Raw genomic sequence first — 22413 nt, 5'->3', positions numbered from 1 at the left:
GTCATCGACCGACCGCTATCGCCTGGTTGTTCATGATACGCGGGGTGAGGAAGATCAGCAGCTCGACTTTGCTGTCGGTGACCGCATCCCGGCGGAACAGGCGGCCGACATAGGGGATGTCGCCCAGCATCGGCACCTTGGTGGTGGACTTGGTCTGGGTGTTGGAGAACACCCCGCCGAGCACGATGGTCTCGCCATCGCTCACCAGCACCTTGGCATTGACCTCGTTCTTGCTGATCGGCGGCACGCCGTTGAGGGCGTTCTGGTAGTCCGGCGCATCCTTGTTGACCTTGACCTCCATGATGATGCGGTTGTCCGGGGTGATCTGCGGCGTCACTTCCAGGGACAGCGCGGCCTGCTTGAAGCTGGTGCTGGTGGCACCGCTGGAGCTGGCCTCCTGGTAGGGAATCTCGGTACCGCGCAGAATCTTGGCGGTCTCCTTGTCCGAGGTCACCACCTTGGGCTGGGAGATGATCTCGCCATTGCCGCTGGACTGCAGGGCGGACAGCTGCAGGTCAAGCATCTGGCCGCCGGCCATGAAGCCGATGCCGATGCCCGAGGTGCTGCCGGACACGCCCATGTCGACGAAGGGTGTGGGCGCCACGCCGCTGGTGGAGGTGAAGCTGCCGACCGTGCTGGTCCCCGGCAGGTAGACCTGGCCGGTGGTGCTGTCCACGGTCGTCGCGCCATCCTTGCCATAGACCGAGAAATTGCCGTGGCTGCTGTTACCGCCCCAGCGCACGCCCAACTGCTTGCTGTAGTCGACGTTGGCTTCCACCAGGCGCGCCTCGATCATCACCTGGCGGACCGGGATGTCCAGCTGGGAGACGATGCGGCGCAGCTCGTCCAGGCGATTCTGGGTCTGGTAGGCGATGATGCTGTTGGTGCGCTCGTCCACCGAGATGGAGCCGCGCTCGTCGGCGGTCTTGTCGGCACTGGTCACCGACTGGAACAGCTTGGCGATGTCGGCGGCCTTGGCGTAGTTGACCTGGATCAGGTCGCGGCGCAGCGGCGCCAGTTGCTGGATCTGCTTCTGCGACTCCAGTTCCTGGCGCTCGCGGGCGGCGATCTCGTCGGCCGGGGCCACCAGCAGCACGTTTCCGATCTGGCGCTTGTCCAGACCCTTGGTCTTGAGGATCAGGTCCAGCGCCTGGTCCCAGGGCACGTTCTGCAGGCGCAGGGTGATGTTGCCCTGCACGGTGTCGCTCGCCACCAGGTTGAGGTTGGTGAAGTCGGCGATCAGCTGCAGCACCGAGCGCACGTCGATGTCCTGGAAGTTCAGCGACAGCTTCTCACCGGTATAGGTGAAGCGATCCGCTGCGCGCTTTTCCTTCTCCTCGGTGGTCAGCGGCTTGACGCTCAGGGTCAGGCGATTGTTGGTCTGGTAGGCCAGGTAGTCGTAGGTGCCGGTCGGCTCGATGACGATGGAGGCGGCGCCGTTGTCGGCCGAGGCATTGACGAACTGCACCGGGGTGGCGAAGTCCTTGACGTCCAGGCGCACGCGCAGCTCTTCGGGCAGCTGCGTGCCGGCGAAGGTCAGGCGGATCTTGCCGCCCTGCTCCTGGATGTCCGGATTGATGCCGGTCTCGCTCAGGTCGATGACCACGTTCCCCTCACCCTGGGGGCCGCGCTGGAAATCGATATGGCGGATCGCCTTGCCGCGCAGTGCCGGGCGCGGCGCGGTCATGGCGGCCACGGTCGAGGCGGCCGGAGTCGGCGGCAGGGCGCCGCGGGTGGCGGGCAGGGGCGCGGCCGCGGGTGCGGTCACGGTGGCCGGCGCCGCCGCGCGGGGCAGGTTCGGCGTCAGGTTGGCCTGGGCGCTGACCGTCTGGCGACCCGCGGTGCCGCCGATGGTGACGAAGAGGTTGCGGCCGTCGGCACGGGTATCGTAGCTGGCCAGGTTGGTCAGGTTGATGATCAGCCGGGTCCGGTTACCGGCTTCGACCACCGTCACGCTGCGCGCATTGCCATTGCCCAGGTCGCGGCTCTTGGTGCCCAGCTTGTTGGCCACCCCGGGCAGGTCCAGGGCGATCCGCGCCGGCTGCTCGATGGTGTAGCCCTTGGGCACGGGTACCGGCTGATCGAAGGTCAGCTTGAGCTCGATGCGATCCCCGGGCAGGGAGGCGACGTTCAAGGCCTGCAGATCGGCCGCCAGGGCCTGGCCAGCCAGGCCGCCCAGCAGCAAGGCCAAGCCCAGTCCCCACCGTCTTGCGCTTTTCGTCTTCACTGTACTCGCCCTGCCCATTAAGTCTTTTCCTTCAAGGTGATGGTGCGCGGCCGTTCCAGCCAGCCACCCTCGCCATCCGGGACGATTTCGATCACGTCGATCTCGCCGTCGGTAATCTTGGTGATGCGCCCGTCGTTACGCCCCAGGTAGTCCCCTACCTTGACGCGATGCACCCCGCCGGCCCCGTTGACCAGGGCATAGCGGCCACTGGCGTTGGCCAGGATGCCGACCATGCTGAAGGTCTCGATGTTGAAGCCCTCGAGGAACTGCTTGGGCCGATTCGCGTCCGGCTTGATGTTGCCGGTGCCGCGCTGGCGTACCGTGGGATCGATGCGGATCGGCGCCTGGAAGGGGCTGCGCAGGGCGGCCGCGGCGTAGGTGAAGGGCTCGTAGGCGCGAAATTGCGGCAGCGGCTCGATGGAGCCCCGCGGCTTGGCGCGGGTTTCGTCCATGAAGGCCTGCAGATCGCTGGTATCGCTGGAACCGCAGCCGACCAGCACGCTGGTCAGGAGGCAAAGCAACAGGGGCGTTCTCATTTGCCGAGCCCCTTGTCGTTGTAGCGATAGGTCTTGGCCAGCACGTTCATGCGCAGCTTGCCACCGGTGCCGGACACCGAGCCGTTGCCGTTGGCGTTCTTGTCGTCCACCGGCTTGAGGTCGAAGTCGTGCAGGGTGACGATGCGCGGCAGGCTGGAGACGCTGCTGACGAAGGTCGCCAGGTCATGATAGCTGCCCACCACGGTGATCTGGATCGGCAACTCGACATAGAACTGCTGGGTGACCTCGGGGAGGAGCTTGATCTGCTCGAACTCCAGGCCACTGCCCAGGCCCGTGCGGGTGATGTCCTCGAGCAGCGCCGGCACCTCGGTGTCGCCCGGCAGCTGCCGCAGCAGCGCGCCGAAGGATTCTTCCATCTCCACCATCTGCTGCTTGTAGGCATCCAGGTTGGCGGCCTGGAAGGCCTTGCTGGCGTATTGCTGCTTGAGCGTCTCTTCCTGGGTGCGCTGGTTGTCCAGCTGCGCCTGCATGTCGCTGAGGTGGAACTGGTAGCCGAGCAGCAGCACCACCAGCACGATCAGCAGGCAGGCGATGACCTTGACCGGCTTGGGCCAGGAGCCCAGGTTCTCCAGATTGAGTTCGTTGATGTCGATCTTGCGCAGGCTGGCCAGGGAATCGGCGAGACTCATGGTTTGACTCCCTGGGCGAGCGGGGCCGGCGCCGGGGCGCCGGGCTGGGTCTGCTTGACGGTGAGCTGGAAGGTATTGGCCTGGTCCACCGCCCCGGCGGTGGTCGCCTTCACCTCGATCAGCGTCGGCGAGGCGAACCAGTCCGAGGCGTCCAGGTTGCGCATCAGGTTGGAGACCCGGTTGTTGGATTCCGCCTCGCCACTGATCGACAGGGTATCGCCCTGCATCTTCAGCTCACGGAAATACACCCCGTCCGGCAGGGTCCGCACCAGTTGGTCGAAGACATGGCCGATCACCGGCCGATTGCCCTGCAGGTCCTGGATGATCTTCATCCGCGCCAGCAGCTGCTGGCGGCGGGTCTTGAGTTCGCTGATTTCCTTGATGCGCACGTCCAGCTGGGCGATGTTCTGCTGGATGAAGGCGTTGCGCGCCTCCTGGCGGGCGATCTCGCCGGACAGGTACTGGTCGCCGAGGAACACGGCGCCGCACGAGAGCACGAAGATGCCGCCCAGGATGACCAGGAACTGCTTGCGCCTTTCTTCGCGCAGCTGTTCCCGCCAGGGCAAGAGGTTGATGCGGGCCATCTATTCGAAACTCCTCATGGCCAGGCCGCAGGCGATCATCAGTGCCGGAGCGTCCCCCGCCAGGGCTGCCGCGTTGACCTTGTTGCTGACGGTCATGTCGGCGAAGGGATTGGCCAGGACGGTCGGGGTGCCGATTTTCTGCTGGATCAAACGGTCGAGTCCGGAAATTGACGCTGTTCCTCCGGCAAGCAAAATGTAGTCCACATCATTGTATTGCCCGGCGGCGAAAAAGAACTGCAGCGAGCGGGCCACCTGCTGCACCACCGCCTCGCGGAACGGCGTCAGGACCTCGCTCTGGTAGTCGTCCGGCAGTCCGCCCTGCTTCTTGGCCAGCCCCGCCTCCTCCACCGACAGGCCATAGCGGCGCTGGATCTCCTCGGTGAGCTGGCGGCCGCCGAACAGCTGCTCGCGGGTATAGATGGTCTTGCCGTTGTGCAGCACGCTCAGGGTGGTCATGGTGGCGCCGATGTCGACCACCGCCACGGTCAGGTCGTCGACGTGCCCGCCCAGCTGGTTGGCCAGCAACTGGTAGGCGCGCTCCAGCGCATAGGCCTCGACGTCGACCACCTTGGCCGAGACGCCGGCCAGCGCCAGCGCCGCCTCGCGGACCTCGACGTTTTCCTTCCGGCAGGCGGCCAGCAGCACCTCGACGCGCTCGGCGTTGCGGGGCGACGGCCCCTGCACCTCGAAGTCGATGGCGACCTCGTCTAGGGGATAGGGAATGTACTGGTCGGCTTCCAGCTTGATCTGGTTTTCCAGCTCGTCGTCGGACAGGCCGGCATCCATCTCGATGGTCTTGGCGATCACCGCCGAGCCGGAGACGGCCACGGCGGCGCTGCGCGCGGAGGTCCGCGCCTTGACCAGCACGCGGCCGATGGCCAGGCCGACGCCCTCGAGCTCGGCGATGTTCTTCTCGACCACGGCATTGGCCGGCAGGGGTTCGACCGCATAGGCTTCCACCCGATAGCGACCGCCTGCACGGCTCAACTCGATGAGTTTCACGGATGTCGAACTGACGTCGATACCCAGCAGCGTATTCGCCTTCTTTCTGAATAGCCCTAGCACATCAGTTCCCTATGAGCGACGGTGGTATTCCGCGGACGGGCATTAGATAACAGACTTGACACCCGAGCAAATAGCGGCCAACCGCCAAACGCGCCTATAATGGCGACGCCGTGTAGGCTGACCGTCACCTGTCGCCCTTTCCTTCTTTCCATTCGAAAAGTCTCTTGATGCGTGTTCTGAAATTTTTCTGGTGGTCTTTGGTCGCCCTGATCTGCAGCCTGTTGCTGGGTCTCAGCGGTGCCTTCCTCTACCTTAGCCCTAGCCTGCCCTCCATCGATGCCCTGCGTAACGTGCAACTGCAGATCCCCCTGCGGGTGTACAGCGCGGATGGCAAACTCATCGCCGAATTCGGCGAAATGCGCCGCTCGCCGCTGCGTTTCAACGAGATACCACCCGATTTCATCCATGCCCTGCTCTCCGCCGAGGACGACAACTTCGCCAATCACTATGGTGTGGATGTGAAGAGCCTGGCGCGCGCGGTGAGCCAGCTGGTCAAGACCGGGCACATCCAGACCGGCGGCAGTACCATCACCATGCAGGTCGCCAAGAACTACTTCCTAACCAGCGAGCGCAGCTTCTCGCGCAAATTCACCGAGATCCTCCTGGCGCTGCAAATCGAGCGCCAACTGAGCAAGGACGAGATCCTCGAGCTCTACGTCAATAAGATCTACCTGGGCAACCGCGCCTACGGTATCGAGGCCGCCGCCCAGGTCTACTACGGCAAGTCCATCAAGGACCTGACCATCGCCCAGATGGCGATGATTGCCGGTCTGCCCAAGGCGCCGTCGCGTTACAACCCGGTCGCTAATCCTGAGCGTAGCCTGGAAAGACGGAATTGGATTCTCGAACGCATGTTCAAGCTCGGATATATCGATCAGGCGGCCTACCAGGCCGGCATCGCCGAGCCGCTCGAGGCCTATCACCACGTCGCCATCCCCGAGCTCAACGCCCCCTACATCGCCGAGATGGCGCGGGCGGAAATGGTCGGCCGCTATGGTGGCGACGCCTATACCGACGGCTACCAGGTGTACACCACCATCGACAGCCGGCTGCAGACCGACGCCTTCGAAGCCGTCCGTGACGGCCTGACCGACTACGACCGCCGCCATGGCTATCGCGGTCCCGAGGCGCAATGGCCCAACCGCAGCCGGGCCGAATGGACCGCATTGATCCAGAAGCAGCGCATCGTCGGCGGCCAGGATCCCGCCATCGTCACCCAGGTGGAGAAGAGCGGCATCCTGGTGCTGACCCGCGACGGCAAGGAAGAGGCGGTGTCCTGGGAGTCGATGAAGTGGGCCCGCCCCTACCTCAGCGCCAACAGCCTGGGCCCGCGGCCGAACGGCCCGGCCGACGTGGTCAAGGTCGGCGACCTGATCCGGGTGCAGCGCCAGGACGATGGCAGCCTGAAGTTCTCGCAGATCCCCAAGGCGCAGAGCGCCCTGGTCTCCCTCGATCCCCAGGATGGCGCCATCCGCGCCCTGATCGGCGGCTTCTCCTTCGAGCAGAGCAACTACAACCGCGCCACCCAGGCCCGCCGCCAGCCCGGTTCCAGCTTCAAGCCGTTCATCTATAGCGCGGCCCTGGACAAGGGGTTCACCGCGGCCAGCCTGGTCAACGACGCCCCCATCGTCTTCATGGACGAGAATCCCGACGAAGCCTGGCGACCGAAGAACGACAACAACACCTTCCTCGGTCCGATCCGCCTGCGCGAGGCGCTCTATCGCTCGCGCAACCTGGTCTCCATCCGGGTGCTGCAGGCCATCGGCATCGACTATGCGCTGGACTACGTCAGTCGCTTTGGCTTCGAACGGGACCAGCTGCCGCGCAACCTGTCCCTGGCCCTCGGTACCCCGGGCCTGACGCCATTGGAAGTGGCCACCGGCTGGTCGGTGTTCGCCAACGAGGGCTACAAGGTGACGCCCTACGTGGTCGACCACGTGACCGATCGTGACGGCAAGGTGGTCTATCGCGCCGCCGCGCCGCGGGTGCCGCAGCAGGTCCAGGCCAAGGCCGCCCCGGGCGTCGAGGTCACCCCTGCCGCCGACACCGCGTCCGCCGACCCGGCCAATCCGGCGCCGGTGTTCGCGCCCCAGGTCATCGACCCGCGCAACGCCTTCATCATGAACAGCATGCTGCAGGACGTGATCAAGCGCGGCACCGGGCGCAAGGCTCTGGAGCTGGGCCGCAACGACCTGGCCGGCAAGACCGGTACCACCAACGAGTCCAAGGACACCTGGTTCTCCGGCTACAACGGCGACTACGTGACCACGGTCTGGGCCGGTTTCGACCAGCCCGATACCCTGGGCCGCCAGGAATTCGGTGGCACCGTCGCCCTGCCGATCTGGATGAGCTACATGGGCGCGGCGCTCAAGGACAAGCCGCCGCACCAGCTCAAGGAACCGGACGGCATCGTGTCCATCCGGGTCGACCCCACCACCGGTCGCGCGGCGCCTCCCGGCACGCCCAACGCCTACTTCGAGCTGTTCAAGAGCGAGGACACCCCGCCCAGCCTGGACGAGCTCCCGCCCGGCGTGGCGCCCGGCACCCCGCTGCCTTCCAGCGAAACCGTGCCCATGGATATCTTCTGATTCCAGGCCATAAAAAACCCCGCCGAGGCGGGGTTTTTTATTGGGCGGGTCTTACTTGGCGAAGACGTCGTCCACCGACTTCAGCGGATAGTTCGCCGGGTAGGGCAAGGTGGCCACGCCGGTCTCGATGGCGGCCTTGGCCACGGCGTCGGAAACCAGGGTGATCAGGCGCGCGTCCATCGGCTTGGGGATGATGTACTCGCGGCCGAAGCTCAGGCTGTCGACCTGATAGGCCTCGCAGACTTCCTGGGGTACCGGCAGCTTGGCCAGGTCACGCAGCGCCAGGGCAGCGGCGATCTTCATCTCTTCGTTGATGACCCGGGCGCGCACGTCCAGGGCACCGCGGAAGATGAAGGGGAAGCCGAGGACGTTGTTGACCTGGTTCGGGTAGTCGGAACGACCGGTGGCCATGATCACGTCGTCACGGGTGGCGTGGGCCAGCTCGGGGGTGATTTCCGGATCCGGGTTGGAGCAGGCGAAGACGATGGGGTTGGCCGCCATGCGCTTGAGGCCTTCGGCCGACAGCAGGTTGGGGCCGGACAGGCCGACGAACACATCGGCGCCGTCGAGGGCATCGTCCAGGGTGCGCTTGCTGGTCTCGGTGGCGAAGGCCGCCTTGTACTGGTTCAGGTCGTTGCGGCCGCTGTGGACCACGCCCTGACGGTCGATCATGTAGATGTTCTCGACCTTGGCGCCCATGCTGGCCAGCAGGCGCATGCAGGAGATGGCGGCGGCACCGGCACCCAGGCAGACGATCTTGGCGTCTTCCAGGCGCTTGCCGGCGATTTCCAGGGCGTTGAGCATGCCCGCGGCGGTGACGATGGCGGTACCGTGCTGGTCGTCATGGAAGACCGGGATGTCGCACTGCTCGATCAGGGCGCGCTCGATCTCGAAGCACTCGGGGGCCTTGATGTCTTCCAGGTTGATGCCGCCGAAGGTGATGGAGATGCGCTTGACGGTATCGATGAAGGCCTGGGGGCTCTCGGCTTCCACCTCGATGTCGAAGACGTCCACACCGGCGAAGCGCTTGAACAGCACGCCCTTGCCTTCCATCACCGGCTTGGAGGCCAGCGGGCCGAGGTTGCCCAGGCCGAGGATGGCGGTGCCATCGGAAATCACGGCGACCAGGTTGCCCTTGCCGGTGTAGCGGTAGGCCAGTTCGGGATCGCGGCCGATCTCGCGGACCGGTTCGGCGACACCCGGGCTGTAGGCCAGGGACAGGTCACGGGCGGTGGCGGTGGGCTTGGTCAGCTCGACGCTGAGTTTGCCGGGGCGCGGCTGAGCATGGTATTCGAGGGCAGCGGTTTTGAGATCAGACATTATTGGTATATCCGCGTGGTGTGGGTCTTGGGTCGGGCGAGAATACGCAAAGACTCAAGGTGCCACAAGCAATCGGCCATATGCCTGAAATCAATCGCAATACGACTTTCGGCTAAAACGATTCAACCTTCAGACCCAGCATATGGGGGTCGCTCAGGGTCATCTGCCAACGCGCCCGACCGGGTTCCTTGCGCCTGCTGCGATCGGAAATCCAGCCCCGCGCCTCGAGCGTGCGACCTATCCATTGCGGCAACGGCAGCTCGTCGAAGGCATCTACGAAGCGGCTCGGTACATTGACCACCAGCTCGCCGTCGAACTGCAGCCAGAGGCCACCGCGATTGCGCTCCACGCTCTGCAGACGGCCCTGGACCAGGGCGAACCCACCGTCCCGGATGGCGCTGGCGGCAATGGTCGGATCCTGCTTCCAGAGGCCGAGTCGCGCCTGGCGGGCCTGGCGCTCCGCCGCCGCCTGGCAGTTGGCCAACCGGGTGTTGGGCGCGATGGCCACCGCATAGCCGAGTCCTTCGGCGATCAGGCGGGCTTCCAGGTTGCTGCCCTGGCGATCATAGAGATGGGCCAGGGTCCGCCCGTAGTGGTCGGTCGCCTCGCGTCCCGGCACCAGCCGCAGGCGCTCGCCACTGGCCTCGACCAGCGCCTGCAGACGCCGGCGGGCCGCTTCGGCAAAGGGCTGGGCGGTACCGCCGGATTTGCCCAGCTCCGGGGCATTGACGCCGATCAGGCGCACGGAACGGCCATCGACCAGCCGCAGGGTGTCGCCATCCACCACCTGGCGGACCGTCACCTCCTGTCCGTCCGGTAGCAGCGGGCATTCCTCGGCGAGGGCGAGGGACGCGCCACCCAGCGCCCAAACGAAAAAGGCGCCCCAGAGGGACGCCTTCTTCAGTGTCGAGCCATGCGGAGATGGCCGACGGCAGCGCATTACTTGCTGCTGCCGAACACGCCGAAGCGCTGCTTGAAGCGATCGATACGGCCGCCAGCGTCCAGGACCTTCTGCTTGCCGGTGTAGAACGGGTGGCATTCGGAGCAGACGTCCAGGTGAATGTTCTTGCTCAGGGTCGAGCGGGTCTTGATGACGTTGCCGCAGCTGCAGGTAGCTTCGATGGCATCGTACTGGGGATGGATATCGGCTTTCATGGGGCTATCCTCGGGGTCTAGCTGTGCCGCCACCCGGCGCCATTGCCGGATACCGCACAGATTTGGGCTGCAAATCATACCAGAGCGGCTAGGACGTGCAAGCGACCCCCACGCCGCCCGTCTGCTACCATCGGGCTTTCCTCCTGCGAGTCTTGCCGTGCCCCTGATCCTGCGTCTGGCGCTGCCCTCCCCGCTGCGTCGCCTGTTCGACTACCTGCCGCCCAAGGGCGCGGTCGAGGAGCAGTTGCGGCCGGGCGTGCGGCTGCGGGTGCCGTTCGGTCGCCGCGAAGTCATCGGGGTGCTGATCGAGGTCGCCCAGGACACCGAGGTGCCCCCGGACAAGCTGCGCAAGGCCCTGCAGCTGCTCGACGAGCGACCGCCGCTGCCGAGCGCGCTGTTCGAACTCTGCCAGTGGTCCGCCCAGTATTACCAGCACAGCCTCGGTGACACCCTGAGCTGGGCACTTCCTGCCCTTTTGCGTCAGGGCGAGCCCGCCGAGCGCCGGCTGCAACGCTTCTGGATCGCCCAGCCCGATGCCCGCCCGGAAGACCCGCGCCTGGCCCGGGCGCCGCGGCAGCGCGAGTCGCTCAAGACCCTGCGTCAGCACCCCCATGGCGTGCTCCACGAATTGCTTGGCCAGCTCGGCCTGGTCAAGGACAGTCTCGACCTCCTGCAGGCCAAGGGCCTGGTCAAGGTGGAGACCCGCTATCACCAGCCGACCCGGCACCAGGGCTCCTGGCTCGCCCAGGCCGAGTTGCCGCTCAACGGCGAACAGCGCCTGGCCTACGAGGCGGTCCGCGCCGGCAGCGGCTTCCACTGCTATCTATTGGAAGGGGTGACCGGCAGCGGCAAGACCGAGGTCTATCTGCAACTGATCCGCGCCACCCTGGAGGCGGGACGCCAGGCGCTGCTGCTGATTCCGGAAATCAACCTGGGGCCCCAGACCCTGGGTCGCTTCGAGCAGCGCTTCAATGCCCGCATCGCCCTGCTGCATTCGGCGCTGACCGACCGCGAGCGCATGGACATCTGGCTGGCCGCGCGCGACGGCGAACTGGACATCGTGGTGGGCACTCGCTCGGCGCTGTTCACCCCGCTCAAGCATCCCGGCCTGATCATCGTCGACGAAGAACACGACGCCTCCTATAAACAGCAGGAAGGCCTGAGGTACCACGCCCGCGACCTGGCGGTGGTCCGCGCCCGCTTCGAGAACCTGCCGGTGGTCCTGGGCTCGGCGACGCCCTCGCTGGAAAGCCTGCACAACGCCGACCAGGGCCGCTATGCCCATCTGCGCCTGTCACTGCGCGCCGGCGGCGCCCAGCCGCCGCGCTTCGAGCGGCTGGACGTGCGCAGCCGCCCGCTGGACAGCGGCCTGTCGCAGCCGCTGCTGAAAGCGATGGGCGCGACCCTGGAGCGCGGCCAGCAGGTGCTGGTGTTCCTCAACCGGCGCGGCTTCGCGCCCACCCTGCTCTGCCACGATTGCGGCTGGCTGGCCCAGTGCCCGCGCTGCGATGCGCGCATGACCTATCACCGCGGCTCCGGCGAGCTGCGCTGCCACCACTGCGACCATCGCCAGGCGCCGCCCCGCCATTGCCCGTCCTGCGGCAAGCTCGACCTGCGCCCGGTGGGCGCCGGCACCGAAAGAGCCGAGGAACGGCTGCAGCTGCTGTTCCCGGACATCCCGGTGCTGCGCATCGACCGCGACACCACGGCGCGCAAGGACGCCCTGGGCAAACTGCTGCGCACCATCCACAGCGGCGCCCCCTGTATCCTGGTCGGCACCCAGATGCTCGCCAAGGGGCACCATTTCCCCAAGGTGACCCTGGTCGCCGTGCTGGATGCCGACAGCGGGCTGTTCTCCGCCGACTTCCGCGCCAGCGAGCGCATGGCGCAGCAGATCGTCCAGGTGGCCGGCCGCGCGGGCCGCGCCGAAGAGCCCGGGCAGGTGCTGATCCAGACCCACCTGGCCGATCATCCGCTGATGGTGCAGCTGGCCGAGGAAGGCTATCCGGCCTTCGCCCGCCAGGCGCTGCAGGAGCGCCGTGCCGCCGGCCTGCCGCCGTTCGCCTACCTGGCGCTGCTGCGCGCCGATGCCCATCGGCAGGATCAGGTGGAGAATTTCCTCGAAGCGGCCTATCACGTCGCCGAGGGGCTGGCGGTGAATCTCGCCCTGCCCCAGGTGGAATTGCTCGGTCCGGTACCGGCGCCCATGGAGCGCCGCGCCGGTCGTCACCGCGCCCAGCTGCTGCTGCAGAGCAGCAGTCGCGCACCCTTGCACCGCCTGCTGGGCATCTGGGTCGTCCAGCTGGAAAGCTTGCCGGAGGCGCGCCAGGTGCGCTGGTCGCTGGATGTCGATCCCATCGATCTGTTCTAGTGGCACAGGCTTACCATTGGCAAGGCCGGGCCGGCCACGGATAATGCCGGGTTTTCATCGCAGTGCGCGCTCGGCGCACGCCGAAGGCCAACGACCATGAAAGACAGCATCCGCCAGCTCATCCAGCACGCCCTCGACCGCCTGATCGCCGACGGCACCCTGCCGGCCGACGTCGCCCCGGCCATCCAGGTCGAGAACACCAAGGACAAGAGCCATGGCGACTTCGCCAGCAACGTCGCCCTGCTGCTGGCCAAGCCGGCGCGGGCCAAGCCGCGCGACCTGGCCGAGAAGCTGCTGGCCGCCCTCCCCGCCGATCCGGCGGTGAGCAAGGTGGAGATCGCCGGCCCCGGCTTTCTCAACTTCTTCCAGAATCACGCGCAGCTGGCCGCGCGGCTGGATGCGGCCTTCGCCGATGCGCACCTGGGGGTGCCCCAGCACGACCCCCGCCAGCGCGTGGTGGTGGACCTCTCCTCGCCGAACCTGGCCAAGGAGATGCACGTCGGCCACCTGAGATCCACCATCATCGGCGATGCGGTAGCGCGGGTGCTGGAATTCCTCGGCGACGAGGTGATCCGCCAGAACCACGTCGGTGACTGGGGTACCCAGTTCGGCATGCTGCTGGCCTACATGGAAGAGCAGCCCCAGGCCGCCGAGGGCGAGCTGGCCGATCTCGAGGTGTTCTATCGCGCCGCCAAGGGCCGCTTCGACGCCTCGCCGGAGTTCGCCGCCCGCGCTCGCGAACTGGTGGTGGCGCTGCAGGCGGGCGATGCCCACTGCCTGCGGCTCTGGGAGCGCTTCAACGCCGTCTCGCTGTCCCACTGCCAGGAGGTCTACGACCGCCTCAACGTCAAGCTGACCCCGGCCGACGTCAAGGGCGAGAGTGCCTACAACGACGACCTGGCCCAGGTGGTGGCCGACCTGGACGCCGCCGGCCTGCTCACCGAGAGCGATGGCGCCCGCTGCGTCTTCCTCGACGAATTCAAGAACGCCGAGGGCAATCCGCTGCCGGTGATCGTGCAGAAGGCCGGTGGCGGCTACCTCTATTCCACCACCGACCTGGCCGCCATGCGCTACCGCAGCCGCCAGCTGCACGCCGATCGGGCGCTGTACTTCGTCGACCAGCGCCAGGCCCTGCACTTCCAGATGGCCTTCGAGGTGGCGCGCCGCGCCGGCTTCGTCGATCCGGCCATGGACCTCGAGCACATGGGCTTCGGCACCATGAACGGCGCCGATGGCCGCCCGTTCAAGACCCGTGACGGTGGCACCGTCAAGCTGGTCGACCTGCTCGACGAAGCCGAGGAACGCGCCTACCAGCTGGTCAAGGAGCGCAATGCCGGACGCGCCGAGCGTGGCGAAACGCCCTTCAGCGAAGAGGAGCTGCGCCACATCGGCCGCGTGGTGGGCATCGCCTCGGTCAAGTACGCCGACCTCTCCAAGCACCGCACCAGCGACTACAGCTTCAACTTCGAGCAGATGCTCAGCTTCGAAGGCAACACCGCGCCCTACCTGCTGTACGCCTACACCCGGGTCGCCAGCGTGCTGCGCAAGGCCGGGCAGACCGAGCCCGAGGGCAGCATCCGCCTGGACGCCCCCCAGGAGCAGGGCCTCGGCGGGCGGCTGGCACAGTTCGGCGAGATCCTCGCCAGCGTCGCCGACAAGGGCACCCCGCACCTGCTGTGCAGCTACCTCTACGACCTGGCCGGCCTGTTCTCCAGCTTCTACGAGAATTGCCCGATCCTGACCGCCGAGGACCCCGAGCTGCGCCAGAGCCGCCTGCGGCTGGCCGCCCTCACCGGGCGCACCCTCAAGCAGGGTCTGGAACTGCTCGGCCTGCACACCCTGGAACGCATGTAAGAGACGGATCACCGCCAGATGGCCACCAAGAAAGCCCCACCCAAGCGCGGCGCCAGTCGCAACACCTCGGCTCCCAAGAAGCAGCCCCTGCCCGGCTGGGTCTGGCTCGCGTCGGGTCTGGCCATCGGGGCCTTCGTGGTGTTCCTGATGAAGCTCGAACCGGGCAACAAGGCGGTGCAGCGCGCCAAGCCGGAAGAAGGTCGTCCGGCGGCCGCGGCGGGCAATGGCAAGCCGTCGACCAGCGCCGGCAAGACCGAAGGCACGCCGCCCACGCCGATCAAACCCAAGTACGACTTCTATACCCTGCTGCCCGAATCCGAGGTGATCGTGCCGCCGGACGCCGTGCCGCGCAATCCGGCCGCCAAGCCGACCACCCCGGGCAAACCGGATGCCGCCGCGACCCCGGCGCAACCCGGCCAGCCAGCGACCGCGACGCCGGCCACGCCCGCGACCGCGACCGCGCCGGGCCAACCCGCCGCCACGCCGCCCAAGGAAGCCACCACCAAGGCCCAGCCGCCGGTGACGCTGTTCTTCCTCCAGGCCGGATCCTTCCGCACCCAAGCCGATGCCGACCGGGTGCGTGCCCAGATCATCATGCTCGGCCAGGACGTGCGGGTGGAGTCGGGCAAGGTCAAGGACGACACCTGGTACCGGGTACTGGTCGGCCCCTACAGCGATCGCGACCAGTTGACCCAGGCGCAGAAGCAGCTCGCCGGCAGCGGCTTCAAGAATCTGTTGCTGCAGCAACGCCGCGGTCACTGATTGGATGAATCCCCTCGCCGCGGCGCTTGAAGGGCGTCGCGGCCATCCCCATATCTCTGCGTAACCGGGGCTGACCGCCCCAAGCAACGCGGAGAGATTCCCTTGACCACCATCGTTTCTGTACGCCGCAACGGCAAGGTCGTGATCGGCGGCGACGGCCAGGTTTCCCTGGGCAACACCGTCATGAAAGGCAATGCCAAGAAAGTCCGGCGGCTGTACCGGGGCGAGGTGCTGGCCGGCTTCGCCGGCGGTACCGCCGACGCCTTCACCCTCTTCGAGCGCTTCGAGGCGCAACTCGAGAAGCACCAGGGCCACCTGGTCCGCGCCGCCGTCGAGCTGGCCAAGGACTGGCGCACCGACCGCGCCCTGCGTCGCCTGGAAGCCATGCTGGCCGTGGCCAACAAGGACGCCTCCCTGATCATCACCGGCAACGGCGACGTGGTAGAGCCCGAGGAAGGCCTGATCGCCATGGGCTCCGGTGGCGCCTATGCCCAGGCCGCCGCCCGCGCCCTGCTCATGCACACCGACCTGAGCGCCCGCGAGATCGCCGAGACCGCGCTGAACATCGCCGGTGACATCTGCGTGTTCACCAACCGCAACCTGACCATCGAGGAGCTGGACGCGCCCCAGGCGTGATCCGGTTTAGAGACTGCCCATGTCCATGACCCCCCGCGAGATCGTCCACGAGCTCAATCGCCACATCATCGGCCAGGACGACGCCAAGCGCGCCGTGGCCATCGCCCTGCGCAACCGCTGGCGGCGCATGCAGCTGCCCGCCGAGCTGCGTCCCGAGGTCACGCCCAAGAACATCCTGATGATCGGCCCTACCGGCGTGGGCAAGACCGAGATCGCCCGGCGCCTGGCCAAGCTGGCCAATGCGCCCTTCCTCAAGGTGGAAGCCACCAAGTTCACCGAGGTCGGCTACGTCGGTCGCGATGTCGAGTCCATCATCCGTGACCTCGCCGACGCCGCCGTGAAGATGCTCCGCGAGCAGGAGATGGTGCGTAACCGCCACCGCGCCGAAGACGCCGCCGAAGAGCGCATCCTCGATGCCCTGCTGCCCGCCGCCCGCCCCTCGGTGGGCTTCAGCAACGAGCCGCAGCCGGCTGCCACCGATAGCAACACTCGCCAACTGTTCCGCAAGCGCCTGCGCGAAGGCCAGCTGGACGACAAGGACATCGACATCGAGGTCGCCGACACCCCGGCCGGCGTCGAGATCATGACCCCGCCCGGCATGGAGGAGATGACCAGCCAGCTGCAGAATCTCTTCGCCGGCATGCACAAGGGCAAGACCAAGCAGCGCAAGCTCAAGGTCAAGGAAGCGCTCAAGCTGGTGCGTGACGAAGAAGCCGCCCGCCTGGTCAACGAGGAAGAACTCAAGGGCCGCGCCCTGGAGGCCGTCGAGCAGCACGGCATCGTCTTCATCGACGAGATCGACAAGGTGGCCAAGCGCGGCAACACCAGCGGTGCCGACGTCTCCCGCGAAGGCGTGCAGCGCGACCTGCTGCCGCTTATCGAAGGCTGCACCGTCAACACCAAGCTGGGCATGGTCAAGACCGACCACATCCTGTTCATCGCCTCGGGCGCCTTCCACCTGTCCAAGCCCAGCGACCTGGTGCCGGAGCTGCAGGGCCGCCTGCCGATCCGCGTCGAACTCAAGGCGCTGACCCCGCAGGACTTCGAGCGCATCCTCACCGAGCCGCACGCCTCGCTCACCGAGCAGTATCGTGAACTGCTCAAGACCGAAGGGCTGCACGTGGACTTCGCCGCCGACGGCATCACCCGCATCGCCGAGATCGCCTGGCAGGTCAACGAAAAGACCGAGAACATCGGTGCACGCCGCCTGCACACCCTGCTGGAGCGCCTGCTGGAAGAGGTATCCTTCAGCGCCGCCGACCTCGCCGGTCAGCAGAATGGCGAGGCCATCGTCATCGACGCGGCCTATGTGAACGGCCACCTGGGCGAACTGGCCCAGGACGAAGACCTGTCGCGCTATATACTGTGACGGTAGGCTTGTTACCTGGTTGACGCCATGGCGGTCGCCCCTACAGGTGCCGATATATCCTGTAAGAGCAACTGTCCTATCGCAGCCATGGCCGTGATAGATCGTAGGTTGGGTTGAGACAGCTCTATCGTCGAAGCCCAACATGGCCTACGCCCCGAGCCAATGTTGGGCTTCGCTGCGCTCAACCCAACCTACGGCCGCCTGTAGGAGCGGCCGCATCGGCGGGCCGCGATGGCCTTAGGCAAAGACTGAAACTCCGCCCCGAGAACCTCACCATGCGCATCCCCACCGCCATCCAGCTGCACAAGGCCTCGAAGACCCTCAGCGTCAGCTATGGCGCGGAGACCTTCGAGCTGCCCGCCGAATTCCTGCGGGTACATTCGCCCTCGGCCGAGGTCCAGGGACACGGCAATCCGGTGCTACAGTTCGGCAAGCAGCAGGTCGGCATCACCGCCGTGGAGCCGGCCGGGCGCTATGCCATCAAGCTGACCTTCGACGACGGCCACGACAGCGGCCTGTTCAGCTGGGACTATCTCTACGAACTCGGCTGCCGCCGCGACCACCTCTGGGCCGACTACCTGGAAAAGCTGGCCCGCGCCGGCAAGACGCGGGACCCGCACGTCAGCGCGGTCAAGCTGATGCTCTGACCCGGACTCAGGCCGCCAGGGCCTTGTCCAGCTTACGCTCGATCTCCTTCTCGATCTGGCCGCTGAGCATCGAGAACATCATCCCCAGGGTCGCCAGCACCCGGACCCGGTCCGGTGCCACCTCGATTCGTCCATCCACGCCGCTGCGTGCGAAGGTCAGGGTGTCGCCTTCCCAGGCGCAGGCCACCCCATAGTCACGCGTGAGCTTTTCCGCCAGCTGGTCGGCCTTCTGCCGGGCGCCTTCCAGCCCGAGCGAGTGGCTGCGTTCGATGGTGATCTGGGACATCGGGGAACTCCGGATAAGGGGCCCTGACTATAGCGAGAGCCCGCCACGCCGCCAATCGCGAGAACCGAGCGGTCAGCCCTGGTTTTAGCCGGGCAAGCCGGGCGATCGGCCTGCTAGAATGCCCTCTTGTCCCTGTCCCAGGTGTAGCCCCATGAGCGATCCGCGCAAAGGCCCCGAGGCCGAATCCCAGACCCACTTCGGCTACCAGAGCGTTCCGGAGAGCCAGAAGGCTTACAAGGTCGCGGAGGTCTTCCATTCGGTGGCCGCCAAGTACGATGTGATGAACGACCTGATGTCGGCGGGCATCCACCGGCTGTGGAAGAGATTCACCATCGAGCTGTCCGGCGTGCGTCGCGGCAACCGGGTGCTGGACATCGCCGGCGGTACCGGCGACCTGACCGAGCAGTTCGCGCGCCTGGTCGGCCCCACCGGCGAGGTGGTCCTCGCCGATATCAACGACTCCATGCTCAGGGTCGGCCGTGATCGCCTGCTTGACGAGGGCGTGGCCAGCAACGTGCGCTTCGTCCAGGCGGATGCCGAGAAGCTGCCCTTCCCCGACAACCATTTCGATTGCATCACCATCGCCTTCGGCCTACGCAACGTCACCCACAAGGACCAGGCGCTGGCCTCCATGCTGCGCGTGCTCAAGCCCGGTGGCCGGCTGCTGGTGCTGGAATTCTCCAAGCCCACCAATCCACTGGTATCCAAGGCCTATGACGCCTACTCCTTCGGCTTCCTGCCGCTGATGGGCAAGCTGGTGGCCGGTGACGCCGAGAGCTATCGCTACCTGGCGGAATCCATCCGCATGCACCCCGACCAGCAGACCCTCAAGGCCATGATGGAAGAGACCGGCTTCGCCCGGGTCTCCTACCACAACATGACCGGCGGCGTGGTCGCCCTGCATCGCGGCATCAAGCCCTGATGGCCCTCGTCACCCAGGCCCTGCTGGCGGCGCTGGAGCGCGGCCTGAATCCGCTGCTGGCGCTCGACCCGGTGGCGTTGCCGCGCCTGGCCGCCCTGACCGGTCGGGTGATCGCCGTCCAGACGCGGCAACCCGCGCTGCGTCTCTACATCCTGCCGGCCGGTGACGGCCTGCACTTCGCCGCCCATCACGAGGGCGACGTCGACTGCACCCTGCAGGCCCCGGCCACGCGCCTGGCCGAGCTGGCCCTGGCCCGCGAAAAGCAGCGGGTGCTGCACCAGCCGGATGTGCGCCTGGAAGGCGACAGCACCCTGCTGATCGAACTCGCCGACATCCTGCAGAAGCTGGAGCTGGACTGGCAGCACGAGGTCAGCCGCTGGCTCGGCCCGCTGCCGGCCGCGCTGCTGGGCGACTTGGCCCGACGTGGCCAGGCCCTGGGCGCGCAGAGCCGCGACAGCCTGCAGCTGACGCTGTCCAACTGGCTGAACGAGGAGAGTCGTCACCTGGTCGGTCGCCTCGAAGGCGAGGCACGCTTCGCCGAGATCGATGCCCTGCGGCTGGACGTGGATCGGCTCGACGCCCGGCTTGCCCGCCTGGAAACCGCCCGCAACGCCAGGGATAACCCCGACGAATGAAGCTGTTCGCTGCCCTCAACCGCCTGTTGCGGATCTTCTTCGTCGTCATCCGCTATCGGCTGGACGACATCGTCTATGCCCTGCCGCTGCCCTGGTACCTGCGCGCCACCCGCTACGTGCTGCCCTGGCGCTGGCTGCCGCGGCCGAGCAAGACGCTGCCACGCGGTGCGCGCCTGCGCCTGGCCCTGGAAGGACTGGGGCCGGTGTTCGTCAAGTTCGGCCAGATCCTCTCCACCCGCCGCGACCTCATGCCCGAGGATATCGCCGACGAGCTGATGTTCCTGCAGGACAAGGTCCCGCCCTTCCCGCCGGAAAAAGCCGTGGCGCTCATCGAGTCGCAACTCGGCGTACCCATCAAGCAGGCCTTCGCCCGCTTCGACCACCAGCCGCTGGCCTCGGCCTCGGTGGCCCAGGTCCATGCCGCCCAGTTGCGTACCGGCGAGGAAGTGGTGGTCAAGGTGGTGCGGCCTGGCCTGAAGAACATCATCAGCCAGGACATCGCCTGGCTGTTCCTGTTGGCGCGTACCGCTGAAAAGCTCTCGGCGGAAGCACGGCGGCTGCACCCGATGGACGTGGTCAGCGACTACGAGAAGACCATCTACGACGAACTGGACCTCTTGCGCGAAGCGGCCAACTCCAGCCAGCTCAGACGCAACTTCGAGGGCTCCGAACGCCTCTACGTGCCCCAGGTGTACTGGGACTGGTGCCGCGAGCGAGTCCTGGTCATGGAGCGCATCTACGGCATCCCGGTCACCGACCTGGCCGCCCTGCGCGACCAGGGCACCGACTTCAAGCTGCTGGCCGAACGCGGCGTGGAGATCTTCTTCACCCAGGTGTTCCGCGACAGCTTCTTCCACGCCGACATGCACCCGGGCAACATCTTCGTCAGCACCGCCAAGCCCTGGGACCCGCTCTACATCGCGGTGGACTGCGGCATCATCGGCAGCCTGACCCCCGAGGACCAGGACTACCTGGCGCGTAACCTCTGGGCCTTCTTCCAGCGCGACTACCGCAAGGTCGCCCAGCTGCACATCGACTCCGGCTGGGTCCCGGCCAACACCCAGGTCAACGAACTGGAAGCGGCCATCCGCACCGTCTGCGAACCCATCTTCGAGAAGCCGCTCAAGGACATCTCCTTCGGCCAGTTGCTGCTGCGCCTGTTCCAGGTGGCGCGCCGCTTCAACATGGAGATCCAGCCGCAACTGGTGCTGCTGCAGAAGACCCTGCTCAACATCGAGGGCCTGGGTCGCCAGCTCTATCCGGACCTGGACCTCTGGTCCACGGCCAAGCCCTATCTGGAAAAGTGGATGCGCAAGCGGCTCAGCCCGCCGCAGATCGCCCGCAACATCCAGCAGCAACTGGAACAGATCCCGCACCTGGCGCAGATGGCCCGCGATACCCTGGAGCGCATCACCCAGCCGCATCGCAAGGATCCCCCCAATCCCTGGGGCGGTCGCCACGACGACTGGATCGTCCGGGTGGTCGGCGCGGTCCTGCTGGTCGGGGCTACGCAACTGGGGCTGGAGCCCCATGCTCAGGCCTGGCCGGCCTGGGCCATGCTGGTCGGCGGCCTGGTTCTGGTGATCCGCCGCTGAACTCCTTAAGCTGTCACGACACTGTCACTTTCAGCGGGCGCAATACACGCCCTCAGCCACTGGTGCCTTGCCGCTGTATTCGAGCTGCGTCTTGTGCGAGGCTAGGGCCTGTCTGAAAGTCGCCGCATGACCGAGCGCAGGCATTTTCGGACAGCGCCCAGTACCCCAATTCGTAGTATTGAACAGACTCATGAGCGACTGGTTAGACGAGATCCACTGGAACAGCGATGGCCTGGTACCGGCCATCGCCCAGGACCCCACCACGGGGCGCATCCTGATGATGGCCTGGATGAACCGCGAATCCCTGGCCCTGACCGCCGCCGAAGGCCGCGCGGTCTACTGGTCGCGCTCGCGCAACCGGCTGTGGCGCAAGGGTGAGGAATCCGGTCACATTCAGCGCGTCCTCGAGCTACGCCTCGACTGCGACGCCGACGTGGTGGTGCTGCAGGTGGAGCAGCTCGGCGGCATCGCCTGCCATACCGGCCGCGAAAGCTGCTTCTATCGCGTGCTGCGCGAGGGCCAGTGGGAGACCGTCGACCCGGTACGCAAGGATCCCAGCGCCATCTACGCCGGAGGCCACAGCCATGACTGACACCCTCGCACGCCTGGCGCAGGTGCTGGAAGAACGCAAGCAGGCGGCCCCGGATTCCTCCTATGTGGCCAGCCTCTATCACAAGGGCCTGAACAAGATCCTGGAAAAGGTCGGCGAAGAAAGCGTCGAGACCATCCTCGCCGCCAAGGATGCCGCCCTCAGCCAGCAATACGACGATGTCATCTACGAGACCGCCGACCTCTGGTTCCACAGCCTGATCATGCTCTCGGCCCTCGGCCAGCATCCCCAGGCCGTGCTGGACGAACTGGATCGGCGGTTCGGCCTCTCCGGGCACGCCGAAAAGGCCGCTCGTACTCAATCCTGACCCCAAGCTTCGCAACGAGGAAAGACCATGGGTATCTTCGACTGGAAACACTGGATCGTCATCCTGCTCGTCGTGGTGATCGTCTTCGGCACCAAACGGCTGAAGCACCTCGGCTCCGACGTGGGCGAGGCCATCAAGGGCTTCCGCAAGGCCATGCACACCGACGAGGACGACAAGGCCGAGCAGCCGTCCACCACCACCGCCAACCCGAACGCTCCCCTGAATCGTCCGCAGACCTTCGACGCCGAGCACCGCAAGGTCGAAGAGCCGGTGGTACGCAAGGACTAAGGCCCC

General features: G+C 66.4%; 22 protein-coding genes. 13 read left to right on the top strand and 9 right to left on the bottom strand.

Annotated elements, in window-relative coordinates:
* Nucleotide 1: 1 nt before the first annotated feature.
* From pilQ to FSV73_RS10730, 5 genes are read right to left on the bottom strand one after another with little or no spacing between them, the layout of a single operon-like run.
* Complete coding sequence (gene pilQ, locus FSV73_RS10750; RefSeq protein ID WP_145007576.1) at nt 2–2245, bottom strand: type IV pilus secretin PilQ; 2244 nt, start codon at nt 2243–2245, stop codon at nt 2–4.
* Nucleotides 2245–2763 (bottom strand): pilus assembly protein PilP, encoded by a 519-nt coding sequence (locus FSV73_RS10745; protein WP_145007574.1) that lies wholly within the window; start codon nt 2761–2763, stop codon nt 2245–2247. Before FSV73_RS10745 ends, pilQ begins: the two co-directional genes overlap by 1 nt.
* Nucleotides 2760–3413 (bottom strand): type 4a pilus biogenesis protein PilO, encoded by a 654-nt coding sequence (gene pilO, locus FSV73_RS10740; RefSeq protein WP_145007571.1) that lies wholly within the window; start codon nt 3411–3413, stop codon nt 2760–2762. The genes FSV73_RS10745 and pilO overlap by 4 nt, the downstream gene beginning before the upstream one ends.
* Entirely contained in the window at nt 3410–3997 is a 588-nt protein-coding gene (locus FSV73_RS10735; RefSeq protein ID WP_145007569.1) for a PilN domain-containing protein, read from the bottom strand. The genes pilO and FSV73_RS10735 overlap by 4 nt, the downstream gene beginning before the upstream one ends.
* Entirely contained in the window at nt 3998–5062 is a 1065-nt protein-coding gene (locus tag FSV73_RS10730; protein ID WP_145007567.1) for a pilus assembly protein PilM, read from the bottom strand. It lies immediately after the preceding gene.
* Between the two features lie 167 nt (nt 5063–5229).
* On the opposite strand from FSV73_RS10730, the gene FSV73_RS10725 reads away from it, so the two are divergent.
* On the top strand, nt 5230–7650 hold the full coding sequence (locus FSV73_RS10725) for a penicillin-binding protein 1A (protein WP_145007565.1): 2421 nt from the start codon (nt 5230–5232) through the stop codon (nt 7648–7650).
* Nucleotides 7651–7701: 51 nt separating this feature from the next.
* On the opposite strand, the gene FSV73_RS10720 is transcribed toward FSV73_RS10725, so the two are convergent.
* From FSV73_RS10720 to rpmE, 3 genes are all read right to left on the bottom strand, one after another.
* Nucleotides 7702–8970 carry a malic enzyme-like NAD(P)-binding protein gene (locus FSV73_RS10720; protein ID WP_145007563.1) on the bottom strand — a complete coding sequence of 423 codons (1269 nt, stop codon included), beginning with the start codon at nt 8968–8970 and terminating at the stop codon, nt 7702–7704.
* A 112-nt stretch (nt 8971–9082) separates the two neighbouring features.
* Complete coding sequence (locus FSV73_RS10715; RefSeq protein WP_145007561.1) at nt 9083–9910, bottom strand: thermonuclease family protein; 828 nt, start codon at nt 9908–9910, stop codon at nt 9083–9085.
* Nucleotides 9910–10125: a 50S ribosomal protein L31 gene (rpmE, locus tag FSV73_RS10710; protein WP_007161618.1), complete on the bottom strand. Its 216-nt coding sequence runs from the start codon at nt 10123–10125 to the stop codon at nt 9910–9912. The genes FSV73_RS10715 and rpmE overlap by 1 nt, the downstream gene beginning before the upstream one ends.
* A gap of 157 nt (nt 10126–10282) precedes the next feature.
* Here rpmE and FSV73_RS10705 point away from each other — a divergent pair, with 157 nt between their 5' ends.
* The 6 genes from FSV73_RS10705 (at nt 10283) to FSV73_RS10680 (ending at nt 17764) form a co-directional block, all read left to right on the top strand.
* Nucleotides 10283–12496, top strand: coding sequence for a primosomal protein N' (locus FSV73_RS10705; protein ID WP_145007559.1), 2214 nt, complete (start codon nt 10283–10285; stop codon nt 12494–12496).
* 96 nt (nt 12497–12592) lie between these two features.
* The gene (argS, locus tag FSV73_RS10700; protein WP_145007557.1) at nt 12593–14350 is read left to right on the top strand and encodes an arginine--tRNA ligase; all 1758 of its coding nucleotides are present in this window, start codon (nt 12593–12595) and stop codon (nt 14348–14350) included.
* An 18-nt stretch (nt 14351–14368) separates the two neighbouring features.
* Nucleotides 14369–15112, top strand: a complete 744-nt coding sequence (locus FSV73_RS10695; RefSeq protein ID WP_145007555.1) for an SPOR domain-containing protein — start codon at nt 14369–14371, stop codon at nt 15110–15112.
* Between the two features lie 102 nt (nt 15113–15214).
* A complete protein-coding gene (hslV, locus tag FSV73_RS10690; RefSeq protein WP_058764934.1) occupies nt 15215–15748 on the top strand; it encodes an ATP-dependent protease subunit HslV in 534 nt (177 codons plus the stop codon).
* Nucleotides 15749–15767: 19 nt separating this feature from the next.
* Nucleotides 15768–17117, top strand: coding sequence for an ATP-dependent protease ATPase subunit HslU (gene hslU, locus FSV73_RS10685; RefSeq protein WP_145007553.1), 1350 nt, complete (start codon nt 15768–15770; stop codon nt 17115–17117).
* A 275-nt stretch (nt 17118–17392) separates the two neighbouring features.
* Nucleotides 17393–17764, top strand: coding sequence for a gamma-butyrobetaine hydroxylase-like domain-containing protein (locus FSV73_RS10680; protein ID WP_145007551.1), 372 nt, complete (start codon nt 17393–17395; stop codon nt 17762–17764).
* A 7-nt stretch (nt 17765–17771) separates the two neighbouring features.
* Here the strand turns inward: FSV73_RS10680 and FSV73_RS10675 are convergent, their stop codons facing one another.
* Nucleotides 17772–18050: a polyhydroxyalkanoic acid system family protein gene (locus FSV73_RS10675; protein ID WP_145007549.1), complete on the bottom strand. Its 279-nt coding sequence runs from the start codon at nt 18048–18050 to the stop codon at nt 17772–17774.
* 151 nt (nt 18051–18201) lie between these two features.
* Here FSV73_RS10675 and ubiE point away from each other — a divergent pair, with 151 nt between their 5' ends.
* The 6 genes from ubiE (at nt 18202) to FSV73_RS10645 (ending at nt 22407) form a co-directional block, all read left to right on the top strand.
* Nucleotides 18202–18972: a bifunctional demethylmenaquinone methyltransferase/2-methoxy-6-polyprenyl-1,4-benzoquinol methylase UbiE gene (gene ubiE / locus FSV73_RS10670; protein WP_145007547.1), complete on the top strand. Its 771-nt coding sequence runs from the start codon at nt 18202–18204 to the stop codon at nt 18970–18972.
* On the top strand, nt 18972–19607 hold the full coding sequence (locus FSV73_RS10665) for a ubiquinone biosynthesis accessory factor UbiJ (protein ID WP_145007545.1): 636 nt from the start codon (nt 18972–18974) through the stop codon (nt 19605–19607). The genes ubiE and FSV73_RS10665 overlap by 1 nt, the downstream gene beginning before the upstream one ends.
* Nucleotides 19604–21202 carry a ubiquinone biosynthesis regulatory protein kinase UbiB gene (gene ubiB, locus FSV73_RS10660; protein ID WP_145007543.1) on the top strand — a complete coding sequence of 533 codons (1599 nt, stop codon included), beginning with the start codon at nt 19604–19606 and terminating at the stop codon, nt 21200–21202. The genes FSV73_RS10665 and ubiB overlap by 4 nt, the downstream gene beginning before the upstream one ends.
* 190 nt (nt 21203–21392) lie before the next feature.
* A complete protein-coding gene (hisI, locus tag FSV73_RS10655) occupies nt 21393–21794 on the top strand; it encodes a phosphoribosyl-AMP cyclohydrolase (RefSeq protein ID WP_145007541.1) in 402 nt (133 codons plus the stop codon).
* On the top strand, nt 21787–22119 hold the full coding sequence (locus FSV73_RS10650) for a phosphoribosyl-ATP diphosphatase (protein ID WP_145007539.1): 333 nt from the start codon (nt 21787–21789) through the stop codon (nt 22117–22119). Before hisI ends, FSV73_RS10650 begins: the two co-directional genes overlap by 8 nt.
* A gap of 27 nt (nt 22120–22146) precedes the next feature.
* Nucleotides 22147–22407, top strand: a complete 261-nt coding sequence (locus tag FSV73_RS10645) for a twin-arginine translocase TatA/TatE family subunit (protein ID WP_145007537.1) — start codon at nt 22147–22149, stop codon at nt 22405–22407.
* Nucleotides 22408–22413: the final 6 nt, after the last annotated feature.

The sequence above is a fragment of the Pseudomonas oryzihabitans genome, from assembly GCF_007665395.1.
Classification (GTDB): Bacteria; Pseudomonadota; Gammaproteobacteria; order Pseudomonadales; family Pseudomonadaceae; genus Chryseomonas; species Chryseomonas psychrotolerans_C.
Note: the sequence above shows the minus strand (reverse complement) of the source record. Positions and strands in the feature narration are given on the sequence as shown.

Excerpts from the sequence above, each read along its gene's own strand:
- pilQ (WP_145007576.1), bottom strand. The coding sequence starts at position 2,245 with ATGGGCAGGGCGAGTACAGTGAAGACGAAAAGCGCAAGACGGTGGGGA.
- FSV73_RS10745 (WP_145007574.1), bottom strand. The coding sequence starts at position 2,763 with ATGAGAACGCCCCTGTTGCTTTGCCTCCTGACCAGCGTGCTGGTCGGC.
- pilO (WP_145007571.1), bottom strand. The coding sequence starts at position 3,413 with ATGAGTCTCGCCGATTCCCTGGCCAGCCTGCGCAAGATCGACATCAAC.
- FSV73_RS10735 (WP_145007569.1), bottom strand. The coding sequence starts at position 3,997 with ATGGCCCGCATCAACCTCTTGCCCTGGCGGGAACAGCTGCGCGAAGAA.
- FSV73_RS10725 (WP_145007565.1), top strand. The coding sequence starts at position 5,230 with ATGCGTGTTCTGAAATTTTTCTGGTGGTCTTTGGTCGCCCTGATCTGC.
- FSV73_RS10720 (WP_145007563.1), bottom strand. The coding sequence starts at position 8,970 with ATGTCTGATCTCAAAACCGCTGCCCTCGAATACCATGCTCAGCCGCGC.
- FSV73_RS10715 (WP_145007561.1), bottom strand. The coding sequence starts at position 9,910 with ATGCGCTGCCGTCGGCCATCTCCGCATGGCTCGACACTGAAGAAGGCG.
- rpmE (WP_007161618.1), bottom strand. The coding sequence starts at position 10,125 with ATGAAAGCCGATATCCATCCCCAGTACGATGCCATCGAAGCTACCTGC.
- argS (WP_145007557.1), top strand. The coding sequence starts at position 12,593 with ATGAAAGACAGCATCCGCCAGCTCATCCAGCACGCCCTCGACCGCCTG.
- FSV73_RS10695 (WP_145007555.1), top strand. The coding sequence starts at position 14,369 with ATGGCCACCAAGAAAGCCCCACCCAAGCGCGGCGCCAGTCGCAACACC.
- hslU (WP_145007553.1), top strand. The coding sequence starts at position 15,768 with ATGTCCATGACCCCCCGCGAGATCGTCCACGAGCTCAATCGCCACATC.
- FSV73_RS10680 (WP_145007551.1), top strand. The coding sequence starts at position 17,393 with ATGCGCATCCCCACCGCCATCCAGCTGCACAAGGCCTCGAAGACCCTC.
- FSV73_RS10675 (WP_145007549.1), bottom strand. The coding sequence starts at position 18,050 with ATGTCCCAGATCACCATCGAACGCAGCCACTCGCTCGGGCTGGAAGGC.
- ubiE (WP_145007547.1), top strand. The coding sequence starts at position 18,202 with ATGAGCGATCCGCGCAAAGGCCCCGAGGCCGAATCCCAGACCCACTTC.
- FSV73_RS10665 (WP_145007545.1), top strand. The coding sequence starts at position 18,972 with ATGGCCCTCGTCACCCAGGCCCTGCTGGCGGCGCTGGAGCGCGGCCTG.
- ubiB (WP_145007543.1), top strand. The coding sequence starts at position 19,604 with ATGAAGCTGTTCGCTGCCCTCAACCGCCTGTTGCGGATCTTCTTCGTC.
- hisI (WP_145007541.1), top strand. The coding sequence starts at position 21,393 with ATGAGCGACTGGTTAGACGAGATCCACTGGAACAGCGATGGCCTGGTA.
- FSV73_RS10650 (WP_145007539.1), top strand. The coding sequence starts at position 21,787 with ATGACTGACACCCTCGCACGCCTGGCGCAGGTGCTGGAAGAACGCAAG.
- FSV73_RS10645 (WP_145007537.1), top strand. The coding sequence starts at position 22,147 with ATGGGTATCTTCGACTGGAAACACTGGATCGTCATCCTGCTCGTCGTG.